Origin of the sequence: Streptomyces sp. NPDC006997 (assembly GCF_040635175.1) — a bacterium.
Classification (GTDB): Bacteria; Actinomycetota; Actinomycetes; order Streptomycetales; family Streptomycetaceae; genus Streptomyces.
Genome location: NZ_JBEYHH010000031.1, coordinates 1 through 17,237 on the forward strand (window position 1 = coordinate 1; position 17,237 = coordinate 17,237).

Here is a 17,237-nt window from a genome sequence, read left to right on the forward strand (position 1 = left end):
TGGAATTACTGGCGACTGGTAGCTCTTGCGAAGCACGAACACTTCATAGCTGTGGGTCGAGAGTAGAACCACAGCGACCGGTGCCCCTCCGCACCGGTCGGCCCGCCCGTCCAGGGAGCCTCTCAGAAAATTCTCAGAACGTTAGCTTCCAACCGTTCAGCCTGCCGGTGTCCCGCGCGTAGACGTCCTGCACCCGCAGCTTCCAGGTGCCGTCGGCCGTCTCGGTGGAGGCGTTCACGGTGTAGGTGGCCACGACGTCGTCCGCGGAGTCCGAGGAACTGGCGGACTTCAGCCGGTACGCCGAACCGTCCGGGGCGACCAGGTCGACGACGAGGTCACCGCGGTAGGTGTGGGTGATGTCCACCCCGACCTGGAGGGTCGAGGGCGCGGTGCCACCGCGCCCGCTGACGGTTATCGGGGACTCGATCGCCGTACCGGCGTCGGGGATGGAGACGGCGGTGCCGGAGGAGTAGGTGGTGCCGCCCGTCGAGCCGCCGCCGCTCACCGCCCGCACCGTCTTGGCCGCGTCGGCCAGACCGGCGCCGCAGCCGCCCGAGCAGGCGCCGGGCAGGGCCCGCGCGTTGGTCTTGATCGCGGACTCGATCTGGGCCGGGGTCAGCGCGGTGTTCGCCGACTTCATCAGCGCCGCCAGGCCCGCGATGTGCGGGGCGGCCATGCTGGTGCCCTGGTAGAAGGCGTAGGACTCGGCGCCCGGCGCCTGGGAGCCGGAGTTCAGGGTGGAGTAGATGCCGTTGGCGGTGGTGGTGCGGGTCTCGCCGCCGGGGGCCGCGATGTCCACGACGGTGCCGTAGTTGGAGTAGTAGGAACGGGCGCCGGAACGATTCGTCGCCGCGACCGAGATGACGTTGGCACAGCTCGCGGGCGAGTAGTTGGCCGCGTTGGCGTTGCTGTTGCCCGCCGCGACGACGACGGTGGTGCCGCGGTTCACGGCGGCGTTGATGGCGTTCTGGGTGGCCGTGGTGCAGGAACCGCCGCCGCCGAGGCTCATGTTGATGACCTTGGCGACGTTCGGGTTGGCGGGCACGCCGGAGACGGTGCCGCCGGACGCCCAGGTGATGGCGTCGATGATGTCGGAGTCGTAGCCGCCACACTTGCCGAGCACCCGCAGCGGGGAGACCTTGGCGCCGTGCGCGATGCCCGCGACGCCCTTGCCGTTGTCGGTGACGGCGGCGATGGTGCCCGCGACGTGCGTGCCGTGCCAGGAGGAGCCGGAGGCGGGGTCACCTGCCTGGCACTCGCCGGCGGCGGTCCAGTCGCCCGGGTCGGCCGGGTTGCTGTCGCGCCCGTTGCCGTCGCCCGCGACGGTGGCGTCGGAGATGAAGTCGTACCCGCCGACGATGTTCGCGGCGAGGTCGGAGTGGCTGACGTAGCCGGTGTCGATGACGGCGACGGTCACCCCGCTGCCGGTGGCGACGTCCCACGCGCCCGGCACGTTCATGCCCGCGGTGGCCTCGAAGAGGTCCCACTGCTTGCCGTACTCGGTGTCGTTCGGCGTGGCCAGCGGCTTGTTGAGGCGGTCCGGTACGACATAGGCGACCTGGGGGTCCGCCTCGTACTCGGCGATGACGTCGGCGACGCCCGCGCGGGTGGTGTCCTCGTCGAGGCCGACCAGGGCGGCGCCGGTGCCGAGGCGGCGCTCGAAGTCGAGGCGCTCGCCGGTCTCCTCGGCCTTGGCGGTGGCGTCGGCGGAGGCGGCCTTGTTCGATCTGGCCTCCTCGGCACCGGACTTGTAGCCGACGATGAGGCGTTCGGCGGTGGTGCCGGGGGCGGCCTCGGTGAGCGCCGGGTCCGCCTGGGCGACCGCCGTGGTGGCGGTGGCGCCGGTGAGCAGGGCGGCCGAGAACACGGAGACCGCGGTGACGGACAGCAGCTTCCGCCGGAACGTGGGGGAGACAGCGGACGTGCGGGGTGTGGGGGACGTGGGGGATGTGGGGGATGTGGGGGATGTGGGGGTTATTCGCATGGGCTTGCCCTTCGTGGCCGTGCTCCGGGCAGCGCGGAGCGGCGGTCGGTCGCCTCGTCGTCGAGGCGGAGGGGAGTTGGTGCGAAGCCGTCCCGGTGGGGATGTTCTCTGTGGGGCGGCCGAGACCGAACGATAGGCAAGGGGTTACTGATGGGGATACGGGGGAAACCCTCGACCCGGCCGGGAACTGACCCTCTACGTCGACCAGTTGACCGAGGTTGTCCGCTTTGGACAGACGCGCGGGGACAACGCCTGGAGACATACGCGTGGAGACATACGCGTGGAGACATACGCGTGGAGACATACGCGCTGTGGGCGCCCCCGTCGACCGGGGACGCCCACAGCGCGCGACGCGTGGGAGCGGTCAGTCGAGACCGACGGAGTTCAGCCAGGTCTTGGCGACGTCCAGCGGGTCCTTGTTCTCCAGCTGCACCTGGGAGTCCAGGTCGAGCAGCGTCTTGGTGTCCAGCTTGGCGGAGACCGCGTTGAGGGTGTCGATGCCCTCCTTGGACAGGTCGCTCTCGTAGACCAGCGGGGTCACGTTGGCGAAGCCGAAGAGGTTCTTCGGGTCCTGGAGGACCACGAAGCCCTCCTTGGTGATGGTCGGGTCGGTGGTGAAGACGTCCGCGGCCTGCACGGTGTTCTTGGTCAGCGCGGCCTGGGTGAGCGGGCCACCCGCGTCGAGCGCCTTGAAGGACTTGAACTCCAGCCCGTACTCCTTCTCCAGGCCGATCAGCCCCTGGTGCCGGGTCTGGAACTCCGGGGAACCGCCGATGACCAGTTCGGGAGCGATGTCCTTGAGGTCCGCGAGCGTCGACTCACCGGTGAGACCGTGCTTCTCGGCGGTCTCCTTGTTGATCGACACCGAGTCCTTGTCCTCGGCGGGCGCGGAGTCGAGGAGCGTCAGCTTGTCGTCGAGCTTGGCCTTGACGGCGGCGTTCACCGACTCGACCGACTTCTGTTCCGCGTCGGGGTCGAGATAGGCGAGGAGTGAGCCGTTGTATTCCGGCAGCACGGTGATGGCGCCGTTCTTCAGCAGTCCGTAAGTCGTCTCACGGCTGCCTATGTTGGGCTTGTAGGTGACCTTGATGCCCTTGGCCTTGAGGGCCTCGCCGTAGATGTCGGCGAGGAGGATGCTCTCGGCGAAGTTGTTCGAGCCGACGACGACGCTGCTGCCGTCCGCCTTGTCCTCCGCCAGCGGGTCGTCACCGGAGTCGTCGTCGGAGCCACAGCCCGCCGCGACGAGGGCCGCAGTGAGGGCGAAGGCGACGGTGGCCACGCGGCGCCTCTTGATGGACCAGCTGCTCTTCACTGTAGAAGTCACAATTCCCGTTCCGGGGCTAGCGAGTTGGTGGGGCGGGCGGCATTTCTGCGCCGTCAACTGATCCAATCCAGCTCTTTCTCGGTCAGTCAAGTGTGGTCAGGTCACCAATTGGCGTCGATCCGAACCGAGCCGGTTGTAACGGATTCTTGACATCCAGTGGTGATCGATCATCACAAGAGACGATAGTCTCCCCGCTGTTGACCTCCGGCCGCTCGCGACACCCCCAAGAAGGAGGCCCGGTGTCCACGAACGAGGGGCGCGGACTGCGCGGCTTCGCCGACCGCTGGCCGTTCCGCCGCAAACTCAACGTCCTCGTGGGCGCCCCGCTCGCGGGGCTCGCCGTACTGCTCACCTATCTGATCGCCGACCAGGTGCAGCAGGCCCGGGACGCCGCGGAGTCGGCCCAGCTGGTCCGGGACAGCATCCAGGTCGCCGAGCTGGTGGACCGGCTGGCGACCGAGCACCAGCAGGCCATCCTGCTCTCGGTGCGCTTCGAGGCGTCGGGACCCGGCACCCAGCCCTCGACCGACGGGTACACGGACGCGCAGAACGCCGTCGACGCACAGGTGGAGAAGGTCCGCGACACCTTCGGGGACCGGCTGCCGGGGACCGAGGCGCAGGCCCTCAGGGAGGTCAGCGGCCTGGACAGCCTGCGGGCGACGATCGCGCAGGGCTATCTGCCCGCCGACAACATCGACCCCGCCTACACGGGCGCGTCCATGGGCCTCATCGACGGCCTCAGCCTGGACCGCACCACGCCGCTGGCGACCTCCTACACCGGCAGCCTGCTGGACTCGCTGCTGCGCGCCGACGCCGCCCACAGCGCCTTCGAGACCAGCGTGTTCTCCGCGACGACCGGTGACTCCAACGCCCTCATCGAGTTCATCAGCGCGGTCGGCTCCTACGACGTCTACACCAACCAGGCTGAACGTTTCGCCCGGTTCGCCTCCGAGGAGCAGACGGCCGAGCTGCGCGGCATCGAGCACAGCGCGGCGCAGGCCACCATCGTGCGGCAGTACGCCGAACTCCAGATCGACCCGAGCAACCTCCAGGCCGGGACCCCGGCGGAGATCCGGGAGAAGTTCACCAGCGCGCTCGCCGCCTACCCCGCCTACCGGCAGCAGGCGCAGACCCGCCTGGAGATCACCGCCTCCCTCATCGACCAGATCGCCGACCGCGCCGACGACGCCTCCAACGACGCCTGGTGGAACGCGGGCTGGCTGCTGGGCGGCGCCGTGTTCGGCTTCGTGCTGTGGCTCGCCTTCTCCGTCGTCGTACGGCGCTCCGTGGTGCGGCCGGTGCAGACACTGACCGGGGCTGCCCGGCAGGTCGCCGAGGTGGCCGGGCGGGAGCTGGCGCGGGTGGCGGACGACGACACCGAGGACGACGCGCCGCCGCGGCTGCGCGAGGTGCCGGTCACCGCGCAGGACGAGATCGGCGACCTGGCGGACGCGTTCAACCACGTACAGAGCACCGCGGCGGCGCTCCTGGAACGCCAGGTGCTCAGCCGCCGCAACGTCGCGGAGATGTTCGGCAACGTGGGCCGCCGGGTCAGCAACCTCACCACCCGGCAGCTGGCCCTCATCGACGCGGTCGAGCGCGGGGAGACCGACCCGGCGCTGCTGGAGCGCCTCTACCGCGTCGACCACATCGCGGTCCGGCTGCGCCGCAACGCCGACAGCCTGATGCTGCTGGCCGGGATCCGGGAGACCGTGCTCGGCTCCGGCCCGGTCGACCTCACCAACGTGGTCCGGGCCGCGCTCGGGCAGATCGAGGGCTACCAGCGGGTCGAGCTGCACGCCGGGGCCGAGATCGTGGTGGAGCCCGACATCGTTGGCGACCTGACGCTGATGGTGGCCGAACTCATGGAGAACGCGGTGTCGTTCTCGCCCGCGGACAGCCCCGTCCAGGTGACGCTGCGCAGCGGGCCCGAGGGCGGCGCGACGATCACCGTGACCGACCACGGGCTCGGGATGAGCGCCGAGCGCCTGGCCGAGGAGAACGCCCGGCTGATCCGCCGTGAGCGGCTCGACCTGGTGCCGACGAAGGTCCTCGGCCTGTTCGTCGTCGGCACCCTCGCGCGCCGCTGGGAGATCGACGTCACGCTGTCCCGCACCCGGGGCGGCGGTGTCACGGCGGAGGTCTCCATCCCGGCGTCGCTGCTGCTGACCGTGCCGAACACGCTGGAGCCGGGCGGCGCGGCGACGACACCGCCGCGGGAGGCCCCCGTCGGCGCCCGGACCGAGCCGGAGGCCCGCACCGGCGCCGCGGCCGCGCCCGGCACCGGGCCCACGGCTCCGCGGCCCGCCGTCGTGGAGCGCGCTCCGGCGGCGGACGGGGACGGCGGTGCCGGGGACGCCGTACAGCCGCTGCCCCGGCGGGTCCCGCGGCGGGACCCGGCGGCGGACGCGGCGTTCATCCCCCAGGCCAGGAACGGCGAGGAAGGCGGCGGCCCCCGGCCGCTGCGGCGGCGGGTCCGGGGGGCCACGCTGAGCACCACCTCCGCCGAGGCCGAGCGGCAGGCGCTGCTGAAGGCCACGCCGCCCGCGGACGCGGAAGCGGTCCGCGACGCGCTGGACGAGTTCGAGGCGGCGGTGGAGCGGGCCCATCGGGACAGCGACACCGGAAGCCACCCCGCTCCCCAGCGGCACGACACCCCCGACGTCCGCGCGTCGGCGCGGCGCACGCAGGACCAGCGCACGCCGGACCACGGTCAGAACAACCTCCCGGAAGGAGCGGAGCAGTGAGCACGTCGACAGGTGGCACTCCCACGGGCGGCGGCAGCACGCCGGACGACCTGCGGGCCGCCGCAGCCGACTTCACATGGCTGCTGAACCGTTTTGCTACGGAGACCGCGGGTGTCGTCGACGCCATCGCCGTGTCCTCCGACGGTCTGCTCATCGCGGTGGCGCAGCTGCGTGAGCGGGCGCACTCCGAGCGGCTGGCCGCGATCGTCTCGGGGCTGACCAGCCTGGCCGCCGGGGCGTCCGGCAACTACGGCCTGGGCGCCCTGAACAAGGTCATCATCGATCTGGAGGGCGGCCACGTCCTGGTCTCCGCGATCGGCAGCGGTGCCGTGCTCGGCGTGGTCGCCGACAAGGAGGCCAAGCTGGGCAACATCGCCTACGAGATGACGCTGTTCGCCAACCGCGCGGGTGCCGCGCTCAGCCCCCAGCTGGTGCTGGAGCTGAAGAACACCGTCGGCGTCCCGTCGACGGGCTGACCGGGCGCGACACCGCCCGGTCTGAGAGAAAGAGAAGAACGAGCCATGGTGGACGACCGCATCCCGGGCGGTGCCGGGAAGGACGGCCTCCTGTCGCCCCCCGGCGCGGAGCCGGTCGCGCCGGTCCCCGCCGTACGGCCGTTCCTGCTCACGGCGGGCCGGGTGGCGGGCGCCGCGGCCGGTGCGCCGATCCCCGTGGAGACCCAGGTGGTCGCCACCGCCGAGGGGCTCGACGCGCTCGACGGGCTCTCCTTCGAACGGCATGACATCGTCGCCGCGTGTCGGCGGCCGCAGTCCATCGCGGAACTCGCCGCGCGGCTGCGGCTGCATCTGAACGTGGTACGGGTCCTCGCCGAGGACCTGCGCGCCGCCGGACAGCTGGCGGTCCACGTGCCGGACAGCGCCGCCACCCATGACGCGTCCGTACTGCGAAGGGTTATCGATGGCCTCCGCGCCATCCCCGACTCCCGGGGGGTACTCCGTGACACCGACTGAACCACTGACCGGCGCCGTGGCGGCCAGGACGGCCGTACGACCGCCGCTGCCGGTGAAACTGGTGATCGCGGGCGGCTTCGGGGTGGGCAAGACCACCGCCGTCGGGGCGATCTCCGAGATCGAGCCGCTGACCACCGAGGCCGCCATCACCGAGGTCGCGGCGGGCGTGGACGACCTGTCGCTCACCCCGCGCAAGTCCACCACCACGGTCGCGATGGACTTCGGCTGCATCACCATCGACCCGACGCTGAAGCTGTACCTGTTCGGCACGCCCGGCCAGGAGCGGTTCGGGTTCATGTGGGACGACATCGTCGAGGGCGCTGTCGGCGCGCTCGTCATCGTCGACACCCGCCGTCTGGACGACTGTTACGCCGCCGTCGACTACTTCGAGCACAAGGGCGTCCCGTTCGCCGTGGCGATCAACGCCTTCGACGGGTTGGTCGAGCACTCGCTGGAGGAGGTCCGCTGGGCGCTGGACGTCTCCGAGGGCGTCCCGGTGCTGCAGTTCGACGCCCGGGAGCGCGGCTCGGTGCGGGACGCCCTGCTGGTCGTGCTGGAACAGGCGCTGGCCCGCACCGAGGGCTGACCGTGGCGGGCCACGCGCGGCCGGGGCCCACCGCGCGGGTGTCGGCGGCGGGTCCGGCGCCCCTGCTCGGCGGTGCTCCCGTCAGCAGGGGCGGGCCGGGCAGACGTGGGGCCGGTCGCCGACGGAGTCGTAGCCGCGCGCTGCCGGGGCGGTGTGGATCAGGCTGCCCGAGGAGTCGTGTAGGCGGGCCCGGGTGCCCGAGCGTCGAAGTCCGCTCCGGCACGGCCTCGCTCTCCCGCTCCGTCCGTGTCCGCACCGCACCCGCCTCGGCGTGCGGGGAACGGGCGCGGAGGGCGCGTACAGGACAGCCGTCCGCTCAGCCGCCCCGCCGTACCCCCGGGGAGACGGTGAGCCTGGCCACCGCCCAGAAGACGCCGAGGGTGGCCAGGGCGAGGACCGCGACCAGGGTGGCGCCGCCGACGACCTTCTCGTAGTCGCGCTGGTAGAGGCCGTCGACGATGTAGCGGCCGAGGCCGCCGAAGCTGACGTAGGCGGCGATGGTGGCGGTGGAGACGATCTGGATGGCAGCGGAGCGCAGTCCGCTGAGGATCAGCGGCAGCGCGACCGGGAGTTCGACGCGGAACAGCACCTCGGCCTCGTGCATCCCCATGCCGCGGGCGGCGTCGACGGGCGCCGGGTCGACGGAGCGCATCGCCTCGTAGGTGGTGACGAGGATGGGCGGGACGGCGAGCACGACCAGCGGGATCATCACCGGGGCGAGTCCGAGGCCGAGCAGCACGAACAGCAGCACCAGCAGGCCGAAGCTGGGCAGTGCGCGGGCGGCGGTGGCGATGAGGGCGAGGGTGTTGCCGCCGCGCCCGGTGTGCCCGGTGACGAGGCCGACGGGCAGTCCGATGCCGGCGGCGATGCCGAGCGCCATCAGGGAGTACCCGATGTGTTCGAGGAACCGGGTCGGGATGCCGTCGTAGCCGTGCCAGTGGGCGCCGTCGGTGAAGAACGCCTCGATGAAGTCCAGTACGTTCACCGGGTGGCCGCCTTCGGTGCGATCGTGCGGTTGTTCCGGCCGCCGCCGCGCGGCATCCACGGGGTGACCAGGATCCGCAGCAGCACCAGTACGGCGTCCACGAGGACGGCGAGGACGGCGGTGCCGATGACGGAGAGCCAGATGAGCCGCGGCTGGTTGTAGATCATGCCGCTGTTGAGCAGGTTGCCGAGGGCGCCCTGGTTGCCGATCAACATGCCGACGCTGACCAGGGAGATGCTGGAGACGGACGCCACCCGCAACCCGGCGATGATGGCGGGCGCGGCGATCGGCAGCTGGACCTGGAGGTAGCGGCGTACGGGCCCGAAGCCCATCGCGGCGGCGGCGTCGAGGGTCTCGCGCGACACCGAGCGGACGCCGTCGACGATCGCCGGCACGAACACCACCAGGCTGTAGACGGCGAGCGGGATCATCACGGTGAGTTCGCTGAGGCCGGTGTAGTCGATGAGGACGACGAAGAACGCCAGCGACGGCACCGCGTACAGCACGGTCGTCACCCACAGCACGGGCGGGTACAGCCAGCGCAGCCGCACGCAGAGCTGGGCAACGGGCAGCGACAGCAGCAGTCCGGCGAGCACCGGGACCATGGCGAGCCGCAGGTGCAGCACGACCAGCCCCCAGTAGCTGTTCTGGAGGTCGCTGGGCATGTGGAACAGGTCGTTCATCGCACGGCCTTCTCGACCGGCGCGTCCGTACGGCCCCGCGCGTGCGCCCCGCGGATCGCCTCGCCGATGGACTGCTGGGAGACGACCCCGGCGGCGCGGCCCTCGGCGTCCACGGCGACGGCCCAGCCGGTGGGTGACAGGACGGCGCAGTCGAGGGCGGCGCGCAGCGAGTCGGTGCCCGCGGTGAAGGGCCGCCCGCAGGGCAGCAGCCGCGCGGGGTCGACGGCCCCGCCGGTCAGCCGGTCCGGTTCGGCCCAGCCGAGCGGGCGGCCGTCCACGCCGGTGACGAGGAGGTAGGGCACGTCGGGCGCGGTGCGGGCGGCGACCTGCTCGGCGCCGGCGTCGACGGCGACGATCGGGCCGGTGAGCAGGTCGAGTCCGGCGGCCGGGAAGAAGGAGAGCCGCCGGATGCCGCGGTCGGCGCCGAGGAAGTCCTCCACGAACGCGTCGGCGGGGTCGGACAGCAGTTCGGCGGGGGGCGCGAACTGGGCGAGGTGGCCGCCGGTGCGCATCACGGCGACCATGGTGCCGAGCTTGACGGCCTCGTCGATGTCGTGGGTGACGAAGACGATGGTCTTGCCCAGCTCGGCCTGGATGCGCAGGAGTTCGTCCTGGAGGCCCTTGCGGACGATCGGGTCGACGGCGGAGAACGGCTCGTCCATCAGCAGCACCGGCGGGTCGGCGGCGAGCGCGCGGGCCACGCCGACACGCTGCTGCTGGCCGCCGGAGAGCTGGTAGGGGTAGCGGCGGGCGAGCGCCGGGTCGAGGCCGACGCGCTCCATCAGCTCCCGGGCCCGGCCGCGGGCCTTCTGCTTGCCCCAGCCGAGCAGCCGGGGCACGGTGGCGATGTTGTCGAGGATCGTGCGGTGCTGGAACAGACCGGCGTTCTGGATGACGTAACCCATGGACCGGCGCAGGGTGTTGACCGGTTGCCGCTGGATGTCGGTGCCGTCGAGCAGGATCGTTCCCTCACTCGGCTCGACCATCCGGTTGATCATCCGCAGGGTGGTCGTCTTGCCGCAGCCGGACGGGCCGACGAGGACCGTGATCGAGCGGTCCGGGATGTCGAGGGAGAGCCGGTCGACCGCCACCGTGCCGTCCGGGTACCGCTTGGTGACTGAATCTATCCGTATCAAAACGCCGAATACCCTTCGGGTTTGGCTGTCGCTGCCCACTTTCACCGCGGTCCGCGGGCCGTTGGGGGGAGAGTCTAAACCGGTACCGGGAAGCGGGGAGTACGCAGCACCCGGCGTTCGGTGTCGACGGCGTACACCTCGCAGCCGGGGCGGGCGGCGGCCCACGCCACACCCGCCGCACCCAGCGCGTACGCCGCGGTGGCGGTGGTGTCCGCCTCGGTGAGGGTGGGGGCGAGGACGGTGACGCTGAGCAGTCCGGTCGCCGGGCGTCCGGTGCGGGCGTCGACGATGTGGTCGCCGCGCTCGTAGCGGGCGGAGGTCGCCACCGCCCCGTCGGTCAGCTCCAGGACGGCGCACAGCCGGTCGGCGTGTTCGGGGTGCCGTACGCCCACCCGCCAGGGCCCGCCGCCGACGACCACGTCTCCCCCGGCGTTGAGGCAGAACCGGGCCACCCCGGCGTCGGTCAGCAGCCGGGCGGCGCGCTGGGCCGCCCAGCCCTTGACGACCGCGCACGGGTCGAAGCCGCGCCCGGGCGGCCAGGCGTCGAACGCGCCGCCGGTCGCGGCCCGGTACTCCGCGCACAGGTCCAGCACCTCGGCGAGGTCACCGCTGACGCCGGCGCGCGCCAGCTCGCCCCGGCCGTAGCGGGACACCTCGCTGCCGGGCTTGAAGGGGCTGAACCGCTCGTCGGCCTCGCGCAGCGACGCGAACACGGCGTCGGTGAGCGCGGCGGGGACGCCGGGGTCGTCGATCCGCAGGGAGACGGGCAGGCCCATGACGTGCTCGACGCGGTTCGGCGGCATGGTCAGGCGCCCTTGGCGTCGAGGGCGGCCTGGAGGGACTCGCGGTAGCCGTCGCTGGTGAGGGTGGCGCCGGAGACCGTGTCGACGTCGGCGCTCTGCGCCCGCAGCGTCTCCTCGATCAGCACGGGCACGGAGTCCGTGGTCTGCGGGTGGTGGGGCTGCCGGAGCATCCGTACGGCGCTGATGGTGTCGCCCTCGAAGGTCACCTCGACCTGTATGGGCCCCCGCTCGGTGCTGACGGTGGAGCCCGCGACGACTTCGGTGCCGGGCCGCGCGGGCGCGGTGGGCACGGGGGGCGCCGCGCTCACCTCCGGGGACGGGGCGTACCGCCACACCGGGACCAGCCCGGCGACGGTCAGGACCAGTACGGGCAGTGCTCGCTTCACGGTGACGCTTCCTCGTCTCGCTCGGTCTCGCTCGGTCTCGCTCGGTGCCTCTCGTTCAACCGGCCAGGCTGAAGCGCTCGAAGTGGATCCGCGCGGCGGGCACGCCCAGCTCGCGCAGGCTGCGGCGGACGGCGCCGGTCATGCCGGGCGGGCCGCAGAGGTAGACGTCCCGGTGGGCCACGTCCGGGACCAGGCGGGCCAGTTCGGCGGGGGCCAGCCGGTCGGGGGCGGCGGGGCCGGTGACGAGGTGCAGGACGGCGCCCCTGGCGTGGGCGAGGTCGCGCAGTTCGGCGTAGAGGACGGCGTCCCGTTCGCTCGCCACCCGGTAGACGACGACGGCGTGCCCGTGGAGTTCCTCCAGCAGGGCGCGGATGGGGGTGACGCCGACGCCGCCCGCGATGAGCAGGGCGTCGGGGCGGGTGCGGTGCAGGGTGGTGAAGGCGCCGTAGGGGCCCTCGGCGAAGACGCGGGTGCCGGGACGGAGGTGGCGCAGGGAGCGGGAGCCGTCGCCCGCGGCCTTCACGGTCAGGCGCAGGGTGCGCCCGTCGGGGGCGGCGGAGAGCGAGTAGGGGTTCGCCTGCCACCAGCGGTCCCGGGTCAGGAACCGCCAGAGGAAGAACTGGCCCGCCCGCGCGGGCAGCCGGTCCAGGGCGCGGCCGGTGATGTACACGGAGACCACGTCGTCGTTCTCGGGTATGACGGCCGCGACGCGTAGGTGGTGACGCCCGTTGCGCCACAGCGGCAGCAGCAGCCGCCCCACGGCCACCGCGGTGAGGGCGGCTCCCCACAGGGTCCACCAGTAGGCCCGCGCGGCGGCCGACGCCACGAACGTCGTCCCGGTCGCCACCTGGTGGGTGAAGGCGAGGACGACGGCGAGGTAGGTGTAGAGGTGCGTGAAGTGCCAGGTCTCGTAGGCGAGTCGGCGCCGGGCCCAGCGCGCCGAGACGGTGCCGACGACGAGGACCAGGGACAGCGCGACGACCGCGCGGAGCACGCCCTCGGTGGTCCTCGCGAGGTCGACGAGCTGGCTGACCGGGTCCATGCCGCTGGACTGGGCGTAGCCGAGGGTGATGAGCACGGCGTGGGTGAGCAGTGTCCACACCAGGGTGAAGCCGGTCCAGCGGTGCCACAGGGTCAGCCGGTCCATGCCGATCCGGCGGTCCAGCCACGGCAGCCGGGCCACCAGCAGCAGTTGGAACGCCATCAGCAGGGCGCCGTAGAGCCCGGCGAGGCGGCCGAGCACGAGCAGGGTGTTGCCCGTGAACCCGGCCGCGACGAAGAAGTACGCCACCACGACGGCGTTGGCGGCCAGCACGGCGTACAGACCGGTACGGGCCACCACCCGGGGGCGGAGCGCCGTGGGCGGTGGGACGGGAGGTGATGAGAGGGTCGTCACGGGCGGCAGCTCCTCGCTCTGGGGTCTGCTCCGAGCTTCGCTGGCGGATCCTGTCGAACACCTGTCATCCAACTTTCAAGTGCATATCGATCATGCTGGGGGGCCCGTGCGCCCGCCGCGTCCACCGTCCCGTGCCGCACCATGAGAAGGTGGAGAAAGTACGACTGCTCGTCGTGGACGACGACCCGCCCATCGCCGACCTCGTGGCGACGGTCGCCCGCTACGAGGGCTGGGAGGCGGTCACCGCGGGCAGCGGGGCGGAGGCGCTGCGCCGGGCGGCCGAGTTCCGCCCCGACATCGTGGTGCTCGACCTGATGCTGCCCGACGTGGACGGCTTCGGCGTCCTGGACCGGCTGCGCGCCTCCGGGACGATGGTGCCCGTGGTGTTCCTGACCGCCCGGGACGGGGTCTCGGACCGGGTGGCGGGGCTGACCCGGGGCGGCGACGACTACCTGGTCAAGCCGTTCGCGGTGGAGGAGCTGATGGCCCGGCTGCGGACCGTGCTGCGGCGCAGCGCCGGACCCGGCTTCCAGCGGTCGGTGCTGCGGGTGGCCGACCTGACCATGGACGAGGACACCCACGAGGTCCGGCGCGGCGACCGGACGCTGACGCTCACGCCCACCGAGTACGAGGTGCTGCGCTACCTGCTGCGCAGGTCGCCGACCGTGCTGACCAAGGCGCAGATCCTCGACCACGTGTGGGAGTACGGCTTCGGCGGCCGGTCCAACGTCGTCGAACTCGTCATCAGCAGACTCCGCCGCAAGCTGGACGACACCGGCCCGCCACTGATCCACACCGTGCGCGGCTTCGGGTACGTCGTCCGGGAGGCCGACGCGTGATCGCCCGGCCGCTGCGGGCGTACCGGCGGCTGCGCCTGGGCACCCGGCTCGCGCTCGGCCTCGGGGTGCTGTCCCTGCTGGTGTTCGCGGCCCTGGGCACCGCGCTGACGACGTACATGCGGGACTTCCTGGAGCGCCAGCTCGGCGAGCAGATGAAGATCGTGCAGACGGTGCAGTCCAAGGACGCGGCGGCGCACGGCACGGTCACCCGGGAGCCGTACTACGGCTGGTACACCGCGGTCTACGACGTCACCGGCGGCACGGCGGAGCTGCGCAGGCCCGCCGACGTGCCCGCCGACACGGGCCCGCTGACCGCCCTCGCGCAGCGCCGGGCGGGCGCGGACACCGAACTGGTCGGCACCGCGCACCTCGACGGCGAGGGCACCTACCGGCTGCGGGCCTGCGCGGTCGGTCCCGGGGTGGTGCTGGTGACGGCGGCGCCCATGGAGGGCGTCGAGGAGACCGTCGAGCAGCTCGTCACCGTGCAGGTGGTGGCGTTCGCGCTGGCGCTGGTGGCGCTGGTGGTGAGCGGCCGGGGGCTGCTGCGGCGCGGCCTGAAGCCGCTCAGCGACATCGCGTCCACCGCGCACGGCATCGCCTCCCACGACCTGACCGAGTCGGCGGCCCGGCTGCCGCTGCGCGCCGACGCGCCGGGCGGCGGGCCCGAGGTGGAGGAGCTGCGCACCGCGTTCAACACCATGCTGGAGCACATCGACGACTCCCTCGCCGTGCGCGCGGAGGCGGAGCGGCGGCTGCGCCGGTTCGTCGCGGACGCCTCCCACGAGCTGCGCACCCCGCTGATGTCGGTACGCGGCTACGCGGACCTCTTCCAGTACGCCGCCGCCAACGCGCCCGAGGAACGCGACCGGCACCTGGCCCGGCTGCGCTCCGAGGCGGCGCGGATGGGCGTCCTCCTGGACGACCTGCTGCTGCTCGCCCGGCTCGACGCGGACGAGGACGCGGCCCCGCTGCGGCTCGCGGACACCGACCTGGTGGAGCTGGTACGGGAGGCCGCCGACGCGTTCCGGGCGGCCCACCCCGACCACCCGCTGACCCTCACCGTCCCGGACGCCCCCGTACGGCTACGGCTGGACGCCCCGCGCATCCGTCAGGTGCTGGACAACCTGCTCACCAACGCGGCCGTGCACACCCCGGCCGGGACCGGGGTGTTCGTGGCGGCCTCGGTGACGGCCGGAGCGGCACTGGTACGGGTCACCGACACCGGCCCGGGCATTCCGCCGGGCGACCGGGACCGCGTCTTCGACCGCTTCTACCGCGTCGACAAGGCCCGCACCCGCGACCGCGGCGGCAGCGGCCTCGGCCTCGCGGTCGCCGCGTCCCTGACCCGCGCGCACGACGGCGACATCACCCTGGCGTCGACCGCGGGCGCGACGGAGTTCACGGTCCGGCTGCCGCTCCCCCCGGCCGGTCTCACACCTCCGCCGTCGGCAGGGTGACCTCGAAGCGGCAGCCGCCGGTGACGTTGTGGACGGCGGCCCGGCCCTGGTGGGCCTCGACGATGCCGCGGACGATGGCCAGCCCGAGACCGGCGCCCGCGGGCGGGGTCCGGGCGCCGCTGCCGCGCCAGCCGGTGTCGAAGACGCGCGGCAGGTCCGCCTCGGGGATGCCGCCGCAGCCGTCGGTGACGGAGACAACGACGCCGTCCGGGCCGCGCTCGGCGGTCACCGCCACCGTGCCGTCGGCGGGCGTCCGCCGGATGGCGTTCACCAGCAGGTTCCCCAGGACCCGGCTCATCTCCTTGCCGTCCACCTCGACCGGCACCGCGTCGACCCGGTCGCCGACCAGCCGCACCCCGTGCTCGTGGGCGAGCGGCGCCGCGCCCGCGAGGGCGTCGCCGATCAGGTCGTACACCGAGATCCGGGACGGGCTGAGGGCGAGGGCGCCCGCGTGGATGCGGGAGAGTTCGAACAGGTCGCCCACCATGACGTCCAGCCGCTCGACGGCGGCCCGCATCTGGCGCAGATAGCGCTGCGGATCGCTGGCGACCCCGTCCTCCAGCGCCTCGGACATCGCGCGCAGCCCGGCGAGCGGGGTCCGCAGGTCGTGCGAGATCCAGGCGACCAGCTCGCGCCGCGAGGTCTCCAGGGCGCGTTCGCGGTCGCGGGACTCGGCGAGCCTGCGGCTGGTCTCCTCCAGCTCCCGGCTGAGCGCGGCCAGTTCGGCGGTGGCGGGCCCGTCCGGGGAGGTGAAGGCGCCGCCGTCGCCGAAGGAGCGCGCGGCGAGGGTGAGGGCGCGGCTGCGGGCGACGACCCAGCGGCCCAGCAGCACGGCGGTGCCGAGGGAGACGACGGCGGCCATCGCGACCACGGTCGTCACCACGCTCAGGTCGTGCGAGGACAGGAACATCGCCTGCGCGACCGCGAGGGTCCCGGCGAGCATCGCGCCCACGGCGACCGCCGCGACGACCGTGAGGTGCGCGATCAGCGACCAGCGCCGGATCAGCCGCAGCACCCAGGCGCCGAGCACCCCGGCGGTGGCCGCGCCGAGGAAGGCGAAGAAGGCGATGAGGAGGGTGTCGCGCACGGTCAGCCCTCCGCCGCTTCCGGGGCGTCGGCGGGGTCGAACCGGTAACCGACCCCCCACACCGTCTGGATGAACCGCGGCCGGGCCGGGTCGTCCTCCACCTTGCCGCGCAGTCGGCGCACGTGCACCGTCACCGTCGACAGGTCGCCGAAGTCCCAGCCCCACACCTCCCGCATCAGCTCCTCCCGGCTGAACGCCCGCCCCGGATGCCGCAGGAAGAACCCCAGCAGGTCGAACTCGCGGGTGGTGAGGGACAGCTCCGTGGCCCCCTTCAGCGCCCGCCGCGCGGCCGGGTCGACGGTGAGCCCGGCGCTGCTGAGCACCTCCGAGGGCTGACTCCCCGGACGCGCCCTGCGCAGCACCGACCCGATCCGCAGGACCAGCTCCCTCGGGCTGAACGGCTTGGTCACGTAGTCGTCGGCGCCGACCTCCAGGCCGAGGATGCGGTCGTCCTCGTCGCCGCGCGCCGTGAGCATGATCACCGGCACGGGACCGCGCCCCCGCATCCGACGGCACACCTCCAGGCCGTCCATGCCGGGCAGCATCAGGTCCAGGACCACCAGGTCCGGCCAGTGCGCCGCCGCCCGCGCCAACGCGTCGGGCCCGTCCCCGGCACGGTCCACGACGTACCCCGCCCGGTCCAGGTACCCCGACACGACCTCGGCCACGGTGGGATCGTCGTCCACAACCAGCACCCGTGCCCCCGGGGCCCCACTCAACTGCTGCTCCATCCCGCCAGCCTCGCACTCCGCCCCCGCCCACGGGACACCCGCGCCTGAATGTCCCGAATCCGTAAGGTCAACGGAGACCGCGCCTGCCGCCGCCGCGGGCAGTCGTGCCGCCGGGGCGAGGG

16 protein-coding genes are annotated in these 17,237 nt (G+C 72.8%); 6 read left to right on the plus strand and 10 right to left on the minus strand.

All coding sequences use genetic code 11. The features are described from left to right. Positions 1-133: 133 nt before the first annotated feature. Positions 134-1,984, minus strand: a complete 1,851-nt coding sequence (locus ABZ659_RS26885; RefSeq protein ID WP_360224757.1) for a S8 family serine peptidase — start codon at positions 1,982-1,984, stop codon at positions 134-136. 364 nt (positions 1,985-2,348) lie between these two features. Beyond that, complete coding sequence (locus ABZ659_RS26890; RefSeq protein WP_360224759.1) at positions 2,349-3,263, minus strand: ABC transporter substrate-binding protein; 915 nt, start codon at positions 3,261-3,263, stop codon at positions 2,349-2,351. A 284-nt stretch (positions 3,264-3,547) separates the two neighbouring features. Here ABZ659_RS26890 and ABZ659_RS26895 point away from each other — a divergent pair, with 284 nt between their 5' ends. From ABZ659_RS26895 to ABZ659_RS26910, 4 genes are read left to right on the plus strand one after another with little or no spacing between them, the layout of a single operon-like run. Beyond that, positions 3,548-6,055, plus strand: a complete 2,508-nt coding sequence (locus ABZ659_RS26895; protein ID WP_360224761.1) for an ATP-binding protein — start codon at positions 3,548-3,550, stop codon at positions 6,053-6,055. Further along, complete coding sequence (locus ABZ659_RS26900) at positions 6,052-6,531, plus strand: roadblock/LC7 domain-containing protein (RefSeq protein ID WP_360224763.1); 480 nt, start codon at positions 6,052-6,054, stop codon at positions 6,529-6,531. The genes ABZ659_RS26895 and ABZ659_RS26900 overlap by 4 nt, the downstream gene beginning before the upstream one ends. A gap of 45 nt (positions 6,532-6,576) precedes the next feature. Next, positions 6,577-7,026 (plus strand): DUF742 domain-containing protein, encoded by a 450-nt coding sequence (locus tag ABZ659_RS26905; protein ID WP_360224765.1) that lies wholly within the window; start codon positions 6,577-6,579, stop codon positions 7,024-7,026. Then, positions 7,013-7,612, plus strand: a complete 600-nt coding sequence (locus ABZ659_RS26910) for an ATP/GTP-binding protein (RefSeq protein ID WP_360224767.1) — start codon at positions 7,013-7,015, stop codon at positions 7,610-7,612. Before ABZ659_RS26905 ends, ABZ659_RS26910 begins: the two co-directional genes overlap by 14 nt. A 316-nt stretch (positions 7,613-7,928) precedes the next feature. Here ABZ659_RS26910 and ABZ659_RS26915 read toward each other — a convergent pair whose 3' ends face one another. The 6 genes from ABZ659_RS26915 to ABZ659_RS26940 all read right to left on the minus strand — a co-directional run bounded on the left by ABZ659_RS26915 (position 7,929) and on the right by ABZ659_RS26940 (position 13,001). Next, a complete protein-coding gene (locus tag ABZ659_RS26915; protein ID WP_360224769.1) occupies positions 7,929-8,597 on the minus strand; it encodes an ABC transporter permease in 669 nt (222 codons plus the stop codon). Continuing rightward, positions 8,594-9,280, minus strand: a complete 687-nt coding sequence (locus tag ABZ659_RS26920; RefSeq protein WP_360224771.1) for an ABC transporter permease subunit — start codon at positions 9,278-9,280, stop codon at positions 8,594-8,596. The genes ABZ659_RS26915 and ABZ659_RS26920 overlap by 4 nt, the downstream gene beginning before the upstream one ends. Then, the gene (locus ABZ659_RS26925) at positions 9,277-10,416 is read right to left on the minus strand and encodes an ABC transporter ATP-binding protein (protein WP_360224773.1); all 1,140 of its coding nucleotides are present in this window, start codon (positions 10,414-10,416) and stop codon (positions 9,277-9,279) included. Before ABZ659_RS26925 ends, ABZ659_RS26920 begins: the two co-directional genes overlap by 4 nt. Positions 10,417-10,490: 74 nt before the next feature. Further along, positions 10,491-11,219 carry an FAD:protein FMN transferase gene (locus ABZ659_RS26930; protein ID WP_360224775.1) on the minus strand — a complete coding sequence of 243 codons (729 nt, stop codon included), beginning with the start codon at positions 11,217-11,219 and terminating at the stop codon, positions 10,491-10,493. A gap of 2 nt (positions 11,220-11,221) precedes the next feature. Continuing rightward, positions 11,222-11,605, minus strand: coding sequence for an FMN-binding protein (locus ABZ659_RS26935; protein ID WP_360224777.1), 384 nt, complete (start codon positions 11,603-11,605; stop codon positions 11,222-11,224). 55 nt (positions 11,606-11,660) lie between these two features. Continuing rightward, complete coding sequence (locus ABZ659_RS26940; protein ID WP_360224779.1) at positions 11,661-13,001, minus strand: ferredoxin reductase family protein; 1,341 nt, start codon at positions 12,999-13,001, stop codon at positions 11,661-11,663. Between the two features lie 149 nt (positions 13,002-13,150). Between ABZ659_RS26940 and ABZ659_RS26945 the strand changes: the two genes are divergently transcribed. Next, entirely contained in the window at positions 13,151-13,840 is a 690-nt protein-coding gene (locus ABZ659_RS26945; protein ID WP_360224781.1) for a response regulator transcription factor, read from the plus strand. Beyond that, positions 13,837-15,297 carry a HAMP domain-containing sensor histidine kinase gene (locus ABZ659_RS26950; RefSeq protein WP_360224783.1) on the plus strand — a complete coding sequence of 487 codons (1,461 nt, stop codon included), beginning with the start codon at positions 13,837-13,839 and terminating at the stop codon, positions 15,295-15,297. The genes ABZ659_RS26945 and ABZ659_RS26950 overlap by 4 nt, the downstream gene beginning before the upstream one ends. On the opposite strand, the gene ABZ659_RS26955 is transcribed toward ABZ659_RS26950, so the two are convergent. Together ABZ659_RS26955 and ABZ659_RS26960 are read right to left on the minus strand one after the other, a co-directional pair. Beyond that, positions 15,272-16,384 carry a HAMP domain-containing sensor histidine kinase gene (locus tag ABZ659_RS26955; RefSeq protein WP_360224785.1) on the minus strand — a complete coding sequence of 371 codons (1,113 nt, stop codon included), beginning with the start codon at positions 16,382-16,384 and terminating at the stop codon, positions 15,272-15,274. The genes ABZ659_RS26950 and ABZ659_RS26955 overlap by 26 nt on opposite strands. A gap of 2 nt (positions 16,385-16,386) precedes the next feature. Then, the gene (locus ABZ659_RS26960; protein ID WP_360224787.1) at positions 16,387-17,115 is read right to left on the minus strand and encodes a response regulator transcription factor; all 729 of its coding nucleotides are present in this window, start codon (positions 17,113-17,115) and stop codon (positions 16,387-16,389) included. Between the last annotated feature and the right edge of the window lie 122 nt (positions 17,116-17,237).